The sequence below is a fragment of the Corynebacterium anserum genome (assembly GCF_014262665.1).
In the GTDB taxonomy this organism is placed as follows: Bacteria; Actinomycetota; Actinomycetes; order Mycobacteriales; family Mycobacteriaceae; genus Corynebacterium; species Corynebacterium anserum.
On sequence record NZ_CP046883.1, the window covers coordinates 994,441 to 1,009,598 of the forward strand.

Below are 15,158 nucleotides of genomic sequence, written 5' to 3' on the forward strand. Positions count from 1 at the left end.
CATCCTTTGTCTCGGCCTTCGCTACTGTTGAACTATTAGATTAACGACCAAACCGAAGGGCGGATCTGACATATGGCATTTGACTGGTTCTGGAAGGCAATGGGGTCTTCTCCAACAAAGAATCAGAAGAAGAGCAGGGCAGTGGTTGCCCAAGCTGGTGCGGATCGTTATGCCGGCGCAACTGACGATGAGCTACGTACGGCCGCGGCCGAAGCTGTGGTTCCGCGTGAGTTCGACGAAGACGGAGCCGTAATCCGCGAGGGGTATGTTGAGGATGCTGCTCAGTTACTCGGTGTGGTGCGTGAGGTTGCTCGGCGGACGTTGGGGTTAGCACCTTTTGATGTGCAGATGCAAGGAACTCTACGGTTACTCCACGGTGACGTTGTGGAAATGGCAACCGGCGAAGGAAAAACCCTCGCCGGTGCTATGGCTGCGGTGGGGTATGCATTACAAAACAAGCGTGTGCATGTCATTACCGTCAACTCATATCTCGCAGGCCGTGATGATGAGTGGATGGGGGCAATGTTCGACTTTTTTGGATTGAGCCACGGTGCGATATCCGAGGAGCTTGACAGCGCCTCTCGCCGGGATATTTATGCTCGCGACATTGTATTTGGAGCGATTAATGAATTAGGATTCGATGTCCTCCGTGATCACCTCATTACTCGCCGTTCAGACCAGGTGCGCACTGATGCGGATGTGGCCATCGTTGACGAGGCCGATTCAGTCATGGTTGATGAGGCATTGGTTCCTTTAGTGTTGGCTGGGTCTGAGCCAGGCCGTGCCCCTGCTGGCCGTATCACCAAGATTGTGAAGGCCATGCGGGAGCAGGAACATTATGTGATTTCTGAGGATCACCGCAATGTTTTCCTCACTGACCGAGGCGCTGCGTTCGTGGAGCGGCATTTGGGAATTGATTCTCTTTACGGCGAAAGTGGGGATGACCACCGTATTCATGGATCGACCGAATTTCTTAACTCCGACGCCACGCTTGAGAATGCTGCGTCGGACGAAGAAGAGCGGGACGCGAACCTAGGCGAAGCGGCAGCGGGAGAGCAGCTTCGCAGTGCGGATGTGTTGGTACAGGTCAATGTGGCATTGCATGCGGAGCATTTGTTGATCCGGGATGTGCACTACATCGTGCGTGATGGAAAAGTTGCGCTCATCGATGGCTCTCGTGGGCGTGTCGCCGAGTTGCAACGCTGGCCCGACGGTTTACAAGCAGCGGTGGAAGCGAAAGAAGGCCTGCAAGTCACCGACGGCGGCCGGATTCTAGATCAGATGACGATTCAGGCACTAGTGGGCATGTATGAGCAAGTCTGTGGCATGACCGGCACTGCCTTGGCAGCGGGTGATCAATTGCGGCAGTTCTATGACCTGGAGGTGTCGGTCATCGAACCTAATATGCCCACGAAACGTTATGACGAAACGGATCATGTGTATGCGAGCGCCGAAGATCGCGATAACGCCGTGGTGAAACACATCATGGATATTCAACACACTGGTCAGCCCCAGCTGGTCGGAACTCAGGATGTGGCTGAATCCGAGCGCATCGCTCGCGAATTAGCGAAGGTCAATATTGAATGTGCTGTGCTTAACGCGAAAAATCATGAAGCGGAAGCTGCCGTCATCGTCGAGGCTGGCCGGCCAGGTCGGGTCACCGTATCAACGCAGATGGCTGGGCGGGGCACAGACATCAAACTCGGAGGTACCGATGAGGCAGAGCGGGATGATGTGGTCGCAGCTGGCGGTCTGCATGTGGTAGGCGTGGGACGCTTCCGTTCACAACGCCTAGACAACCAGTTGCGTGGACGCTCAGGCCGCCAAGGCGACCCAGGTTCCTCAGTATTTTTCGTGTCTCTCGATGATGACGTTGTCGCAGTGGGAGGGGCAGGGGAAGAGCTACAAGCTCAGCCGGAGCCTGACGGGCTATTGCCGCAGAAGAAGGTCATCAATTTCGTCGACCACTGTCAGCGTGTAACGGAGGGGCAGATGCTCGACATACATGCCACTACCTGGAAATATAACAAGTTAATTAAGGATCAGCGCGACATAATTAATGATCGGCGCGATTCTCTCCTCGATACAGCTACTGCGTGGGATGACCTGAGTTATCACAACGTGGACAAGGCCAATGCTCTCAAGTCCGCTGGTCTCGCTCAGGAAGTATTAGAGCAGGCAGCGCGCGAAATAATGCTTTTCCATTTGGACTACGAATGGAGTGAACACCTGGCCTATTTGGATGACATTCGAGAATCGATTCATTTGCGCGCCATTGCTCGGGAGTCTCCCATCGACGAGTTCCACCGGATGTCGATTGCTGCCTTCGGCAACTTAGCAGAGCGTGCTGTGGAGAAGGCTCGAGAGACCTTTGACGAGGTGGAAATCACCGGAGATGGTGTGAACCTGGAGGGGCTAGGTCTCCATAAGCCGAGTGCTACCTGGACCTATATGGTGAACGATAATCCGTTGAGCAGCGGTGGCGGTTCTGTTATCGGGTCAATTGTTCAGATGTTCCGCTAATTTTTCTATAACGAGTTGGCCACTGAATCCCCCTTGGTATCCACGGGGTAGTATTGTGGTCGTAGTTGCAGCAAACGTCTCAGAGAGGACTACAACATGAGTGAGAACACCGGAATCCCAGAGGCTTCGGTCGAGACCACTTCGGTTTTCCGTGCTGACCTCTTGAAGGAAATGGAGTCTGGAGCACAGTCTGACTCCACTCCTGCCGGTGTGGAAGGCCTGCCTGAGGGCTCTGCTCTTCTCGTAGTGAAGCGTGGACCTAACGCGGGCTCCCGTTTCCTGCTTGATCAGGAGACCACTGCCGCCGGACGCCACCCAGACAGCGACATTTTCTTGGACGACGTGACAGTCTCCCGCCGTCACGCAGAATTTCGCGCTAACGGTGAGGGTGAGTATGAGGTAGTGGATGTGGGATCCCTCAACGGAACGTACGTGAACCGTGAGCCCAAGAATTCCGCAGTATTGAGCAATGGTGACGAGATCCAGATCGGCAAGTTTCGTCTGGTGTTCCTCAACGGATCGAAGGAATCTTAAGTAGATTTCTCCCCTGGACAGCTAGTATCTGTTAGTTTCTGTCCAGGGATCTTCTAGGTAATTAGCTTTTGTCATGTAAGACCCCACATCCTCCTGACGCCGATGGCCAGTCAAGGGATGTGACTGGAATTTTGGAGTGATCTGGTCTGTGAGCGCTCAAGGAAACGCTGCCCGCAAGGTGATGGATAGTGCCCTTCCAGGGGCTGCGAAAAAGGTCCTGCCTACGTCTACTATCGGCGACGTACTTAAGCAGCTAAAGCCTGACTTCCCAGATGTTACTGTTTCTAAGATTCGTTTCCTTGAGACTGAAGGTCTTATCAGTCCACGGCGCAGTGCCTCGGGATATCGCCGCTTTTCCCCGGAAGATATATCCCGTCTTCGTTACATCCTTACCCATCAGCGGGACAACTACTTGCCTCTCAAAGTGATTCGTGAACAGCTGGAGGCGATGGATTCTGGCAATGTGACGCCGGTGACTGCTAAACAAAAAGCTCCGGGCGCCGTTAGTGCTGATCAACTCCGGGCGTCCCAGGCTCGGCGTTTGACCCGAGCGGATGTGGTGGCGCGAGCTGGAGTACGAGACGCCTTCGTGGGCTCACTGATCCGATTGGGTCTGATCAGCGCAGACTCTGCCGGATTCTTCTCTGTGGATGATGTGGTTGTGGTTGAGCTGGCTTCTCGTCTTACCGAACATGGGTTGGATAATCGTCACCTCAAATCACTGATGACCATCGCGCAACGGCAGACCGACATGGTTTCCCGCGTCGCAGATCCGTTGGCTCATGGCCGTGATGAGAACGCCAAGCAGCGGGCAGAAGAAGTGTCCAGAGAAGTCTCGGCCTTGATCATTTCTCTCAATACAGCGTTGGTGAAGGGCAATCTTGGCTGATATCGAGGTTCACCTTGTGGGGCGTCTCAGTGCGTCGGGTCTTAGTGATCGTCGCCTAGACGTCCTTCTTTTCGTCACACCTGATAACTCTCAGATGCTGCCGGTGTGGATTCCAGAGTTAGCCGATTTAGGTGGACGCCCCACGGACGCCGAGATTTTGGCAACAACGCTCAGCACCAGTGAATACGGGGACCCATGGTTTGCGGAGATCGCAACAAATTCGCGTGGGCAGATGACGGCTGGTCTGAAACAAGGTAAGCGATATATCGATGTTCGTCCAAGCACGCTTGAGGCAGCGTGGTATGCGGGTGTGCTTTTCGACATTCGAGTGAAGGAAGCGGTAACACCTGCACTGCTACCAGTGAACCCAGAATTTATTGCAGAGCTCAAAGAACTCCTCCGACAAGCCCAGACCGAAGAATCTGAGGATGGGAATGTGTGGAGTGAGCTGGCGAAGGAGAACGACCTTCCACTTCACGAAGGAAAAGACCCCGTTTTAACCTGGCAAGGTTTACCCATTGCAGCATGCCCCGACGTTGCTGATGAGTTTGCAGACATGTGGAAAGCACTGGGGCTGAGCGAGGATCTGGGGGACTGGCTCGGCTCCGAAGAAGAATAGGTTCATATAGCGCCCCGGGATTATGTAAACAACATGCGTGTTGTTACAACTGTGATTTTTGTGACTGGTGTTAGTATAAACCCTGAAGTTCTACTAGAGACTTAGAGTAGCTTTCTGCCTTGACTATGCAAGTAAGCTGTCTAAAGTTGAAAAGTGTCGAATTACGGCGTGGTAATCACATGGAATGTGTCCTATGTGCTATCGGCCGGCGATAAGCAGGAGAGACCAGATGACCAAGCAGCTTCCACAACAGGATGCGCTTTTCGACGTGCAAGGCCCCGATGAAGAAGTCGGGTACCGTGTTCCCATTGCGTGTCAGGTAGCAGGTATCAGCTATCGGCAGCTCGACTATTGGGCGCGTACCAAGCTCGTTCAGCCGAGTATTCGCGGTGCCCACGGCTCTGGGTCTCAGCGCTTGTATTCTTTCCGCGACATTCTGGTGCTGAAGATTGTTAAGGGGTTACTCGACACAGGTATTTCGCTACAAAATATCCGGAAAGCTGTCGAAAAGCTCGATAGTCTCGGTGTGGATGACCTTTCCGGTATCACTTTGGTGTCTGACGGGGTGTCTGTCTATGAGTGCCGCTCTCCCGAGGAAGTTATTGACCTGCTCAACGGTGGACAGGGCGTCTTTGGTATCGCCATTCCAGGACTGATGAAGGAATTGACGGGCACGATCACTGCTTTTCCGGCGGAGAAGGTCGATCAGGATCCGGCTATCGACGAACTGGCTGAGCGCCGCCGTCGGCGTCGCATGGCGTAGTAGTTTGGCGTCTTAGCGTTTCTCCTCTCTCGTGGAGGCTAACGTGTGACAATAATCCCCTCGCAGTCTCTCCGCGAAGGGATTATTTTATGCCGAGCGTCGTGTGCAGACAACACCCGTGGGATTTGCTTATGACAAGGCCTCTTCGAGCGTGTCTGCGAAGTTGGCTGAATCTTTTGCGGCGTAGACTTTACCGCCGGTAACTTCAGCGAGTTCTTTCATTGAGGAGACATCCACGCTATCTCCGAGGGTGACGATATCCAGTTGCACTGGGTTGTTTTTATTGAGTTCTTTGATAGCCGCAATGGCTTGGTCTAAAGAGTTCGCGCCGCCCTGATTTGAGCTAGCCGTGATCAACACCATTCGGTGATTCGTGACACTCGAATTTGCAGCGGCATAGGATGCTGAACGATATGTGGCCATGATCGAATCATAGGTGTACGCTGAGCCCCCAAGACCCAGTTGATTCAACCTTGCCGCAGAAATAGTCCCGTCGTCTTTCACCGAAATATCGACATTTGCGCGAAACGGGTTCTTCACACCTGGGTTCAGTGGGGAAGAATAATTCCATAGCCCAACATGGCCCTTATTCTTACCAATGCTCAGCATTTTCTCTGAGAGAGATTCGCGAATTACGTCGAGGCGAGTCTTTCCTTTTTCCATCACGCCCATTGCATTTGACGTATCGAGGAGGAAAGTTACGTCTTGTGGACTCGATGATTGAGCAGACTGTGATTGCTTGTTTCCGACGGCAGTATCTTTATTTGTTCCATGCGAAGCGGAGGAGTCGGAGGTGAAAGTGCCGTTGCGAATATCAGACACTGCAGCGATCTGCGCATCACCACCGTCTCCAATAGCGGAAGAAAAATCAGTACCAGCTCGGGCCTTCATTTCTTCGATCGCCCCCGAGCCGAAGGTAAGGATCGGTGCGCCATCGACGACGGCAACTTTGTCGGAGGAGAGTTTGAGACCTGACTTAGTGATAGCTGTGATTGCTGCCTGCGCATCATCGGGGATCCACACAGAAGTGAGGTTCTTTTTCTGCGAAATCGAAGCTGAAGCTTGTTGGTCGGTCATACTCTTCACTTCAGCTCTTACGCAGGAATCACGGACGATGTGTTGGTCGCCGTTGTAATTGTCCACGAGTCGATGGGCAGTATCGTGGTGGTTCTCAGACGACCAGACGGTGAGGTTGTAGTCTCCATCTGCGCAGTGCTGTTGGGAAGAATCTGCCTCGTTGCTGGAGTGCAGCGCATTCCAGCCAAAAGCTAGCGCCAGAATAGCAATGACAGCCACAGAGGCGACCCACATCCACCCTGCGAGATGATAGTTCTTTGTGTCACTACTGTGGCGACCCATACACGGCACTCCTTAAAGCCGAAGAAAACAGACGCAATGCTCACAGCTTAGCGGTTAGCTGAACGTAACTGGGGGAATGCTGCCTCAAGTCTGTCGATGATTTCCGCTCGCAATTGCTGCCCCTTGAGTGAAAGAGCTTTTTGGCGACGAACGTACTCAGCACGACCGGAAGGAGTTTCAATCTTCACAGGCTGGAACCCCCATTCGCGTAAGTCATATGGGCTGGCTTCCATATCGAGTTTCCGTACGTCGCAGGCCAGTTCAAAGGTTCGCAGCAGCAGTTCACCTGGAATCAGTGGCCCCAGCTTGGTGGTCCATTTGTACAAATCCATTGTCGCGTGGAGACAACCCGGTTGTTCCATTTGTGATTGTGTGGCACGCGTGGGGTACTTGTCGTTGAGGGGCACAGCGTCCTTCGTGAAGAAGCGGAATGCGTCGATATGGGAACAGCGTAGTGTCCCGGCTTCGACCACCCGGTTGCTTGCCTCAGCTCCAAGCCTTAGTGGTTCGGGGTGGCGTGGGGTGTCCTTGTAGACCATTGCCCATTCGTGCAATCCGAAGCAGTTCAGCTGCGGTGGGCGGTTCATCGTGAGGCTCATGAGTCGGTGCATATATGCGATTGACGTGCCGCGTTTCTCCCATACGCGGTGTGTATCTAATACCCATGTGCCATCGCGCTCTACGTAATGATCCTTGTGTCGGGGAAGGATATCGTCAATTTCTTGCGACGCTGGTGCTGTTCCTTTGCAGCCTAGATCTAAAGCGAAACCTGCCCCGGGATGCCAGTGGCTGAGCTTGCCCGGGGAGGTGGGGTAGTAGGTGTACATGAAATCCCACACGGGGTGTCGTTCGCCACGCCTTCGACGTGCGAGGTGCTCACTGGTGAGTTTTTTCACGTGCTCAATGTGCTCTGCCCGCAAGGCAGTCCACGTCGGGATATCGAGCGTTTTAGTCATCGTGCGTCCAGTCTCTGACAGTGCCCACGAGTTCTTCAATGATGTCTTCCAGAGTGACCATACCGACGGTGTCGTTACTCTCATCAATGACGGCGGCAATGTGGCTGGAGGACTGGCGCATGGCTCGCATAGCGAGGTCGAAATTCTCGTCGAGTTTCACCGTGATGAGGGGACGGACATCTGCCGCATCCAAAGGTTTTTGAGCCTCGTCGATTGCAGGATCAGAGGACATCACGAGGTTATCCAACACATCCTTGACGTGAATGTAGCCCACCCAGTTCCCGGTGGAATCCGTGACGGGAAAACGGGAAAAACCTGTTTCAGCGACTGCTGACTCAACATCGGAGACTTTCAGCAGCGAGCCGGTTTTGCGAACAGCCCGGACATCATCCAGCGGGATAAGAACCTCTTTAAGGGTGCGGTTGGAGCTACCCAACGCATTGGACAGACGCACGGCTTCGGCAGGTGCTATGAGCCCCTCAGAACGGGACTCGGCGATCATGCTTGCAAGCTCAGAGGGCGAGACCGTGGAATCCAACTCGTCTTTTTGTTCGACGCCGAATGCATGCAGGGTAAGACGGGCGATCCAGTTCAGAAAGATCATGATGGGGTGAGTGATCTTGACGAACAGCAGATGCGGACGGATCAGATAACATGCCACAGTTTCCGGCCCCGCCAGTGCAATGTTCTTCGGCACCATTTCGCCCAAGATGATATGCAATACGGTGACGATCAACAGTGCGATGGTGAAGCTTACAGGGTGCAAAAGCTGTCCGGGAAGCCCCAGAGCATCGAATGGCTTTTCAATGAGGTGAGCGATGGCAGGTTCGCCGACTTTACCCAGAAGAACGGAGGCGAGTGTGATACCAAACTGTGCCCCAGCGAGCATGATAGACAAATGCTCGGTGGCGTAGAGCACTTTCGGTGCTACCTTGTTGCCAGCGGCGATCATATTATCCAGTCGGTCGCGACGCGAAGAGATGAGCGCGAACTCCACCCCAACAAAGAATGCATTGAGTGCAAGAAGAACAAATGCGAATAGGATTGCCATAAGATCGGTGTTCACTTCTCATGCTCCTTTCGCTGTTGCTCTTCTTTTTCTAGTACGAGTCCTGGGTTCTTCACTGGCCGCAAAACTACGCGATCGACACGGCGGTTATCCATCACTTTGACTGTGGCTCGCCAGCGGAAGGTATTGCCTGACTCCAAGGATTCTGCAAAATCTCTTTCTCCGCGGGGTAATAGAACGACATCGCCCTGCTCCGGAATACGCCCAAGTGTAGCCATGATGAGACCTCCGAGAGTTTCATACGGACCCTCGGGGGCACTGTAACCGACAGCATCCGCTAATTCATCTGTACGCAACAAGCCGGAGACTTCCCAGGTTTTACCTCGCCGCATGACTTCTGCGTCTTCAGCACGGTTATCGTGTTCATCCCACACCTCGCCGACGATTTCTTCGACAACGTCTTCGATGGTGACTATGCCTGCCGTTCCTCCATACTCATCGGCTACGAGTACGAGTTGAGAGCCAGCGCCGCGAACCTTAGCGAGTACTGCATCTCCACCAAGGCTCGCTGGGATAGTTGGTACGGCACGAGCCATATCAGCTACGGGAGTACGAGCCCTCTCTGCGTGCGGAATGCTTAGAGCATCCTTCACATGTACTACACCGATAGTGTCATCAAGATCGCCTCGGGTTACCGGAAAACGCGAATGACCAGACTCTAAGGCTCGACGGATGAGCTCAAGTGCACTGTCATCGACCGATAAAGTTTCCACTGTGGAACGAGGAGTCATGAGATCTTCGGCGCGGGCGTCGCCAAATTTTAGTGACTTGTCGAGAACCCGAGCCTTACCGGCAGTGAAACCACCATCGCCGGTGGAATTCTTCACCAAGGCAGACAGCTCCTGCGGGCTACGGGCACTGGCGAGCTCATCGGCAGGTTCGATACCCAGTTTGCGCACGATGACATTCGCAGAGTTATTCATTGCCCGAATAAAAGCCGCCAAGACTTTATTAAAAGTCCAGACAGGACGAACCGTGTAACGACCCACTTGGAGGGGATGGGCGATGGCCAGGTTCTTCGGAACCAACTCACCGAAGACCATCGATAAAGCGGTAGCGATGACCAATGACAACAGCAAAGCCACAGTCATCGTCGCGGATTCTGGCAGACCCACCAGCTCTAGAAGGGGGGTAAAGAACCGAGCCAGAATTGGTTCGGCGAGATAACCAGTGGCCAGCGTGGTGAGAGTGATGCCCAGTTGGGCACCAGAAAGCAGGAAGCTGAGTTCTCCGTGGGCTTTACGCAGTAGCTTAGCCGTGGAATCTCCCTTTGTTTTGACATGATCGTCCACTGTGGATCGCTCTATACCGGTAAGGGCAAATTCCACAGCAACGAAAAGACCTGTGCACGCGGTCAATGCAACGAAACCTATTAGGCCTAGGACGGACAGCAGTATGTCCATGAATTATCGGCGCCCCTTCTTCAACGCGATTTTTTCCAGCAACTGTTCGCTACTGAGCTGTAAAGGTTTTACACCAGCCTTCTCGAGCAGAGTGAGGGCATCCTCAACAGCATCATCGAAAGCCAATGTTACGACCGTTCCTGCCGAACCTGCACGGGCGGTGCGTCCGGCGCGGTGTATATACGCTTTGTGCTCAGCTGGTATATCGATATGAACCACGAGCTCGACATCGGAAATATCGATTCCTCGCGCAGCAATATCTGTGGCTACTAGTACGCAGGCCGTTCCACTGACAAAGTCCTCGAGCGCAGACGTGCGGGAAAACTGTCCTTTGTTTCCGTGGAGGCCGACCGCCGCCACTCCAGCCTTGAGCAGCGTGTGTGTCAAGCGATCCACCGCGTACTTCGTCCGTACAAACATGATGGCACGAGTAGAGTTCTGGGCTAAAGCTACAACTAGATTGCGACGATCCGCTCCGTCGCTGACGGCGACGAGGTAGTGAGTCGTAGTATCGAGGTTAGCTTTAGCTGGTGTCGTTGCGTGTTCCACTGGATTATGCATGAAACGGTCGACAAGGATCTTGACATCTCCGTCAAGCGTGGCACTGAACAGCAGGTATTGAGTGTCTTGCGGCATACGCTTTAATAGCGATGTGACCTGAGGCAAAAAGCCCATGTCGGCCATTTGATCTGCCTCGTCGAGCGTTACCACGCAAACATCGTCGAGCGTGATGAGGCGCTGCCTGACAAGATCTTGGGCGCGTCCTGGAGTAGCAACCAAAATATCTACCGGACGGGCCAGCGACCGGATGTTGTGGCTGATTTTCACCCCGCCAACGACCTCAAGAATACGCTGCCCCGCGGCGGCAGCGAATGGCTCGAGCCTGGAGCGTACCTGTACCGCAAGTTCGCGGGTTGGTACGAGTATCACGCTACGGGGCGCCTTGGGACGTGAAAACCCCTTCATCAACGCGCTAATTATTGGTAAGCCGAATGTGAAAGTTTTGCCAGAGCCGGTGGGGCCTCGCCCTAGCACATCTCGACCACTGAGAGCGTGCGGGATAGCCAAAGCCTGGATAGGGAATGGGTGGAGAAACCCTTCTGCGTTGAGAGCCTGAGTCAGCGGCAAAGGTAAGCCCAAGTCGGCGAACGTGATAGACGTGTTAGCCAAGGTGGCTGCCCGTGACTGCTGATGACCCTTGGGTGAAGAGGTCGGAGGCGACGACTTCTCTGGGCGCTTTTTGTGGCGAACCGGCCGGCCACTACGGCGGCGTGGTGTGCGTCGTTGAGAAGAGCCAGATGCCACTTAGGCCTCAACCTCATTACGTTCACCGGACCACAGAGTGTGGAAAGCTCCAGGGCGATCAATGCGACCGTAGGTATGCGCCCCGAAAAAGTCACGCTGTCCTTGGATTAGGGCAGCCGGTAGGCGGTCGGCACGTAGCGCATCGTAATAAGACAGTGACGAAGCGAAGACAGGAACCGGCAGACCTTGCTGCGTCGCAGTTACTACGATTGTCCGCCATGAATCAATAAGCCCCTCGAGCTCATCGTTGAAATATCCATCGAGAAGCAATGACGGCAATTGTGGATTGGTCTCATACGCTTCGCGAATACGGTTGAGGAACTGCGCACGGATGATGCAGCCTCCACGCCAGATTGTGGCCATATCCTTTGGGTCGAGGTCCCAGCCATATTCCTTAGACCCCGCAACAATTTGATCAAAACCCTGGGCATAGGCAACGAGTTTCGACGCGTACAACGCTCGACGAACATCTTCGATGAACTGTTCCCGATCAGACTCTTTGATGGCGCCTGATATCTTGCCGGAAGGAAGGTTGCCGAACGCGGCCCGACGCTGATCCTTTGCAGAAGACAAAGCTCGAGCGAAAACAGCTTCACCAATGCCCGTTACCGGAATTCCTAAGTCCAGTGCTGACTTGACCGTCCAGCGGCCCGTGCCTTTTTGGCCAGCTGAGTCAACAATGATGTCCACTAATGGCCTGCCGGTTTCTGCATCAACTTGTGCTAGGACTTCCGCGGTGATCTCCACTAAGTAAGATTCCAAGTCACCCTTGTTCCATTCACGGAATACATCGGCTATCTCAGCAGGCTCCATTCCCGCCGCGTGACGTAACAGGTGGTAAGCCTCGCCGATAACTTGCATGTCGGCATACTCAATGCCGTTGTGAACCATCTTTACGAAGTGGCCTGCGCCATCTGGCCCGATGTGCGTGCAGCAAGGAGTTCCATCCACATGAGCGGAGATTGACTCTAGTAGGGGTCCGAGTGACTCATAAGATTCCTGTGGACCGCCAGGCATGATGGCCGGACCATGAAGAGCACCTTCCTCACCACCTGAAATGCCTGCTCCAACAAACATGAGGTTACGATTCGCCATTTCTTTTTCGCGACGAATTGTGTCGGTGTACAAGGCGTTTCCGCCATCGATGATGATATCGCCTTCATCCATGGCATCCGCCAGTTGGTTAATGACTGCGTCGGTCCCAGCGCCAGCAGCAACCATGATTAACGCCCGACGAGGACGTTCCAACGAAGCGACGAACTCTTCGATGGAGTTGGCTGGAACAAAGCTGCCGGTATTTCCGAACTCCTCCATAAATGCGTCCGTTTTCGCAGTGGTGCGGTTGTAAACAGCTACCGTATGACCATGGCGCGCAAAGTTACGGGCAATGTTGGAACCCATGACGGCGAGACCGACCACACCGATCTGTGCGGAGCCGTTGGTAGACGACGCGGATGAGGAAGTCGCTGAGGAATTAGTCATGGTTTCTCATTTTAGCGTCCGCTCTTCCTATACGGTGATGGCATGAGTGAGAAGTTGGAAACACAGGCACCCAGTGACTTATCGCGTGGGAAAAGTCGACAGTTGATGCAGTTCCATGAGGCCGCGGCTAGAGCGGTGACGGAAGAGCTCCCACCGGAGATCGTGGATCTGATTAACGAGTCGAATGAAGTTGGTGTCAACCTCGATTCTCATCTCGGAGTGACGTACACAGCTGCTGGCCCTAACGGCGTGACGATGCGTCTGGAGATCAGCGACAAACATCTGCAACCATGGGGTGTCACCCATGGCGGGATATACGCAGCTCTAGGGGAATCCGCAGGTTCTGTAGCCGCATACATCGCGGCAGGAGCGGGGCCGGCTGTAATGGGTACCAGCAATCACACGGATTTTCTGCGTCCCTCTAAAAAAGGTGACGTTATTGTCACCACGGCGCGACCAGAACATGTGGGGCGCACCACTCAACTATGGCGCATCGAGCACCGCAACGAACGTACGGGAAAACTCGTGGCGCTTACCCATCTGAAGACGGCCGTAGTTCCTGAGCCAGTAGTGGACTCAAAGCCGAATGGGAAAGAGGAGGGTAGTAGAGGATAAAACTAACCCCTCTCAGTGGAGGGGAACTGCACCCAGAGAGGCGCGCTTATTCGCTCAGGGTCCCATCCACCGTTCGGATAACGGTCGCACGGTTAGTCGGACACTGCTCGAGTATCGCGCCCTTCGCCGAAACGAAGGTTATCCCGAACCTCGATCGAGCGGATACCTTCCTTGTCCTCCATCTCGCGCAGTTTACGCAGGGCGTTCCGAGCGTGAAGCTGCTGACGTGTGGCAACCAGCTGCCAGCGCCGTCGGGAAACAGAATTCAGACCCCACGAAAATGCGGCGACCGCGCGATTACGGAAACCAACCATGTAGAGAAGATGGAGAACCAACCACATCAGCCAACCGACGAAGCCAGACACCTCGGCTTTATTGAGCTTCACCACCGCATTGAAACGGGAGACGATTGCCATCGAACCCTTGTCAAAGTAATCGAATGGCGGGCGCGAAGCGGGTGACGTGCGGTTTTCTACCTGATCGATGATTGTGCGTGCGGCGTACTGTCCACCTTGCATAGCAACCTGGGCAACACCCGGAAGGCCATCGAGATTGATCATATCGCCGACGACAAACACATTCTTGTGCTCACCGACAGTGAGATCTTTGTTGACAGATACCCTACCGGCACGGTCGACGTCGACGCCAGCCTGATCTGCAATGTGCTTACCCAATGGGGAAGCGGCGACACCAGCGGACCAAATCTTGCAGTAGGCGGGAACTGTCGTCTCGATATCCGTCTTGAGATCTTTAAAGGTCACGCCCTCTTTATTCACGTTAGTGACGAGAGAGTTTGGAATGACTTCAACGCCCATTTCTTCGAGGCGACGAGCGGCTTTGCGCCCTAGCCGCTTGCCAAATGGCATGAGTACCTGAGGTCCACCGTCTACCAGCAAAATACGGGTGTTCTTGGTATTGATTTCACGGAACTCGTCACGCAACGTGCGGTGTGCCATTTCAGCCAACTGTCCAGCCAGCTCCACCCCGGTCGGGCCTGCTCCGACAACCACGAATGTTAACAGGCGTTCGCGTTCTTTTGGATCGTCAGTGATCTCAGCGCGCTCGAATGCACCAGTAACGCGTGCGCGGATCTCAAGAGCATCGTCGATAGTCTTCATGCCCGGCGCGAACTCAGCGAAGTGCTCATTACCAAAGTAGGACTGCCCAGCTCCGGCAGCGACGATCAAGCTGTCGTAATCCAATACTTCATCTTTGCCACCCAAGTCGGCGGTGACGGTGTGCTCGGCGAGGTTGACGTTGCGGACTTCACCCTTAACCACGCGAACGTTTTCCTGATCCGCCAAGATTTGGCGAATAGAGGGGGCAATCTCCCCGGAGGAGAGAATGCCGGTTGCAACCTGGTACAGCAGCGGCTGGAACAGGTGGTGGTTGGTGCGGTCAACGATAGTTACGGACACGTCTGCATCCTTGAATTTCTTGGCCGCAAAGAGGCCACCGAAGCCGGCGCCGATGATGACGACGTGGTGGCGACCGCCGGATGGGCGGTATGGGGTGGTAGTCATACAGGTGATCTCCTCTATTGGTGCAATTGGGAAAGTCTTGCCAGACCTGTGGAACCCTCGGTTTTGAGGAACAGTCCCATGTTAGACCCCAACTACTGAATCCTTCATGTCGGCTCGT

General features: G+C 54.2%; 13 protein-coding genes. 6 read left to right on the forward strand and 7 right to left on the reverse strand.

Annotated features, from left to right (window positions below):
- The first annotated feature begins 72 nt into the window (after positions 1-72).
- The 5 genes from secA2 (at position 73) to GP473_RS04130 (ending at position 5,328) form a co-directional block, all read left to right on the forward strand.
- Complete coding sequence (gene secA2 / locus GP473_RS04110; RefSeq protein ID WP_186277185.1) at positions 73-2,523, forward strand: accessory Sec system translocase SecA2; 2,451 nt, start codon at positions 73-75, stop codon at positions 2,521-2,523.
- Positions 2,524-2,619: 96 nt separating this feature from the next.
- On the forward strand, positions 2,620-3,057 hold the full coding sequence (odhI, locus tag GP473_RS04115; RefSeq protein ID WP_185769716.1) for an oxoglutarate dehydrogenase inhibitor Odhl: 438 nt from the start codon (positions 2,620-2,622) through the stop codon (positions 3,055-3,057).
- A gap of 181 nt (positions 3,058-3,238) precedes the next feature.
- Entirely contained in the window at positions 3,239-3,946 is a 708-nt protein-coding gene (gene ftsR / locus GP473_RS04120; RefSeq protein ID WP_185770652.1) for a transcriptional regulator FtsR, read from the forward strand.
- On the forward strand, positions 3,939-4,565 hold the full coding sequence (locus tag GP473_RS04125) for a hypothetical protein (RefSeq protein WP_185769717.1): 627 nt from the start codon (positions 3,939-3,941) through the stop codon (positions 4,563-4,565). The genes ftsR and GP473_RS04125 overlap by 8 nt, the downstream gene beginning before the upstream one ends.
- 229 nt (positions 4,566-4,794) lie before the next feature.
- Positions 4,795-5,328, forward strand: a complete 534-nt coding sequence (locus tag GP473_RS04130; protein ID WP_185769718.1) for a MerR family transcriptional regulator — start codon at positions 4,795-4,797, stop codon at positions 5,326-5,328.
- A 129-nt stretch (positions 5,329-5,457) separates the two neighbouring features.
- Here the strand turns inward: GP473_RS04130 and GP473_RS04135 are convergent, their stop codons facing one another.
- The 6 genes from GP473_RS04135 to gndA form a co-directional block, all read right to left on the reverse strand.
- Complete coding sequence (locus tag GP473_RS04135; RefSeq protein ID WP_185769719.1) at positions 5,458-6,687, reverse strand: VWA domain-containing protein; 1,230 nt, start codon at positions 6,685-6,687, stop codon at positions 5,458-5,460.
- Positions 6,688-6,734: 47 nt separating this feature from the next.
- Positions 6,735-7,643 carry a 3-methyladenine DNA glycosylase gene (locus GP473_RS04140; RefSeq protein WP_185769720.1) on the reverse strand — a complete coding sequence of 303 codons (909 nt, stop codon included), beginning with the start codon at positions 7,641-7,643 and terminating at the stop codon, positions 6,735-6,737.
- Entirely contained in the window at positions 7,636-8,694 is a 1,059-nt protein-coding gene (locus GP473_RS04145; RefSeq protein ID WP_185770653.1) for a hemolysin family protein, read from the reverse strand. Before GP473_RS04145 ends, GP473_RS04140 begins: the two co-directional genes overlap by 8 nt.
- 11 nt (positions 8,695-8,705) lie before the next feature.
- Positions 8,706-10,115: a hemolysin family protein gene (locus GP473_RS04150; RefSeq protein WP_185769721.1), complete on the reverse strand. Its 1,410-nt coding sequence runs from the start codon at positions 10,113-10,115 to the stop codon at positions 8,706-8,708.
- Positions 10,116-10,118: 3 nt separating this feature from the next.
- Positions 10,119-11,270 (reverse strand): DEAD/DEAH box helicase, encoded by a 1,152-nt coding sequence (locus GP473_RS04155; protein WP_185770654.1) that lies wholly within the window; start codon positions 11,268-11,270, stop codon positions 10,119-10,121.
- A gap of 150 nt (positions 11,271-11,420) precedes the next feature.
- Positions 11,421-12,902, reverse strand: a complete 1,482-nt coding sequence (gene gndA / locus GP473_RS04160; protein WP_185769722.1) for an NADP-dependent phosphogluconate dehydrogenase — start codon at positions 12,900-12,902, stop codon at positions 11,421-11,423.
- A gap of 42 nt (positions 12,903-12,944) precedes the next feature.
- On the opposite strand from gndA, the gene GP473_RS04165 reads away from it, so the two are divergent.
- The gene (locus tag GP473_RS04165) at positions 12,945-13,517 is read left to right on the forward strand and encodes a PaaI family thioesterase (RefSeq protein WP_246394911.1); all 573 of its coding nucleotides are present in this window, start codon (positions 12,945-12,947) and stop codon (positions 13,515-13,517) included.
- Between the two features lie 92 nt (positions 13,518-13,609).
- Here GP473_RS04165 and GP473_RS04170 read toward each other — a convergent pair whose 3' ends face one another.
- Positions 13,610-15,040 carry an NAD(P)/FAD-dependent oxidoreductase gene (locus GP473_RS04170; RefSeq protein ID WP_185769723.1) on the reverse strand — a complete coding sequence of 477 codons (1,431 nt, stop codon included), beginning with the start codon at positions 15,038-15,040 and terminating at the stop codon, positions 13,610-13,612.
- Positions 15,041-15,158: the final 118 nt, after the last annotated feature.

Coding starts and splice junctions, on each gene's coding strand:
- secA2 (WP_186277185.1), top strand. CDS start 73: ATGGCATTTGACTGGTTCTGGAAGGCAATGGGGTCTTCTCCAACAAAG.
- odhI (WP_185769716.1), top strand. CDS start 2,620: ATGAGTGAGAACACCGGAATCCCAGAGGCTTCGGTCGAGACCACTTCG.
- ftsR (WP_185770652.1), top strand. CDS start 3,239: ATGGATAGTGCCCTTCCAGGGGCTGCGAAAAAGGTCCTGCCTACGTCT.
- GP473_RS04130 (WP_185769718.1), top strand. CDS start 4,795: ATGACCAAGCAGCTTCCACAACAGGATGCGCTTTTCGACGTGCAAGGC.
- GP473_RS04135 (WP_185769719.1), bottom strand. CDS start 6,687: ATGGGTCGCCACAGTAGTGACACAAAGAACTATCATCTCGCAGGGTGG.
- GP473_RS04140 (WP_185769720.1), bottom strand. CDS start 7,643: ATGACTAAAACGCTCGATATCCCGACGTGGACTGCCTTGCGGGCAGAG.
- GP473_RS04145 (WP_185770653.1), bottom strand. CDS start 8,694: ATGGCAATCCTATTCGCATTTGTTCTTCTTGCACTCAATGCATTCTTT.
- GP473_RS04150 (WP_185769721.1), bottom strand. CDS start 10,115: ATGGACATACTGCTGTCCGTCCTAGGCCTAATAGGTTTCGTTGCATTG.
- gndA (WP_185769722.1), bottom strand. CDS start 12,902: ATGACTAATTCCTCAGCGACTTCCTCATCCGCGTCGTCTACCAACGGC.
- GP473_RS04165 (WP_246394911.1), top strand. CDS start 12,945: ATGAGTGAGAAGTTGGAAACACAGGCACCCAGTGACTTATCGCGTGGG.
- GP473_RS04170 (WP_185769723.1), bottom strand. CDS start 15,040: ATGACTACCACCCCATACCGCCCATCCGGCGGTCGCCACCACGTCGTC.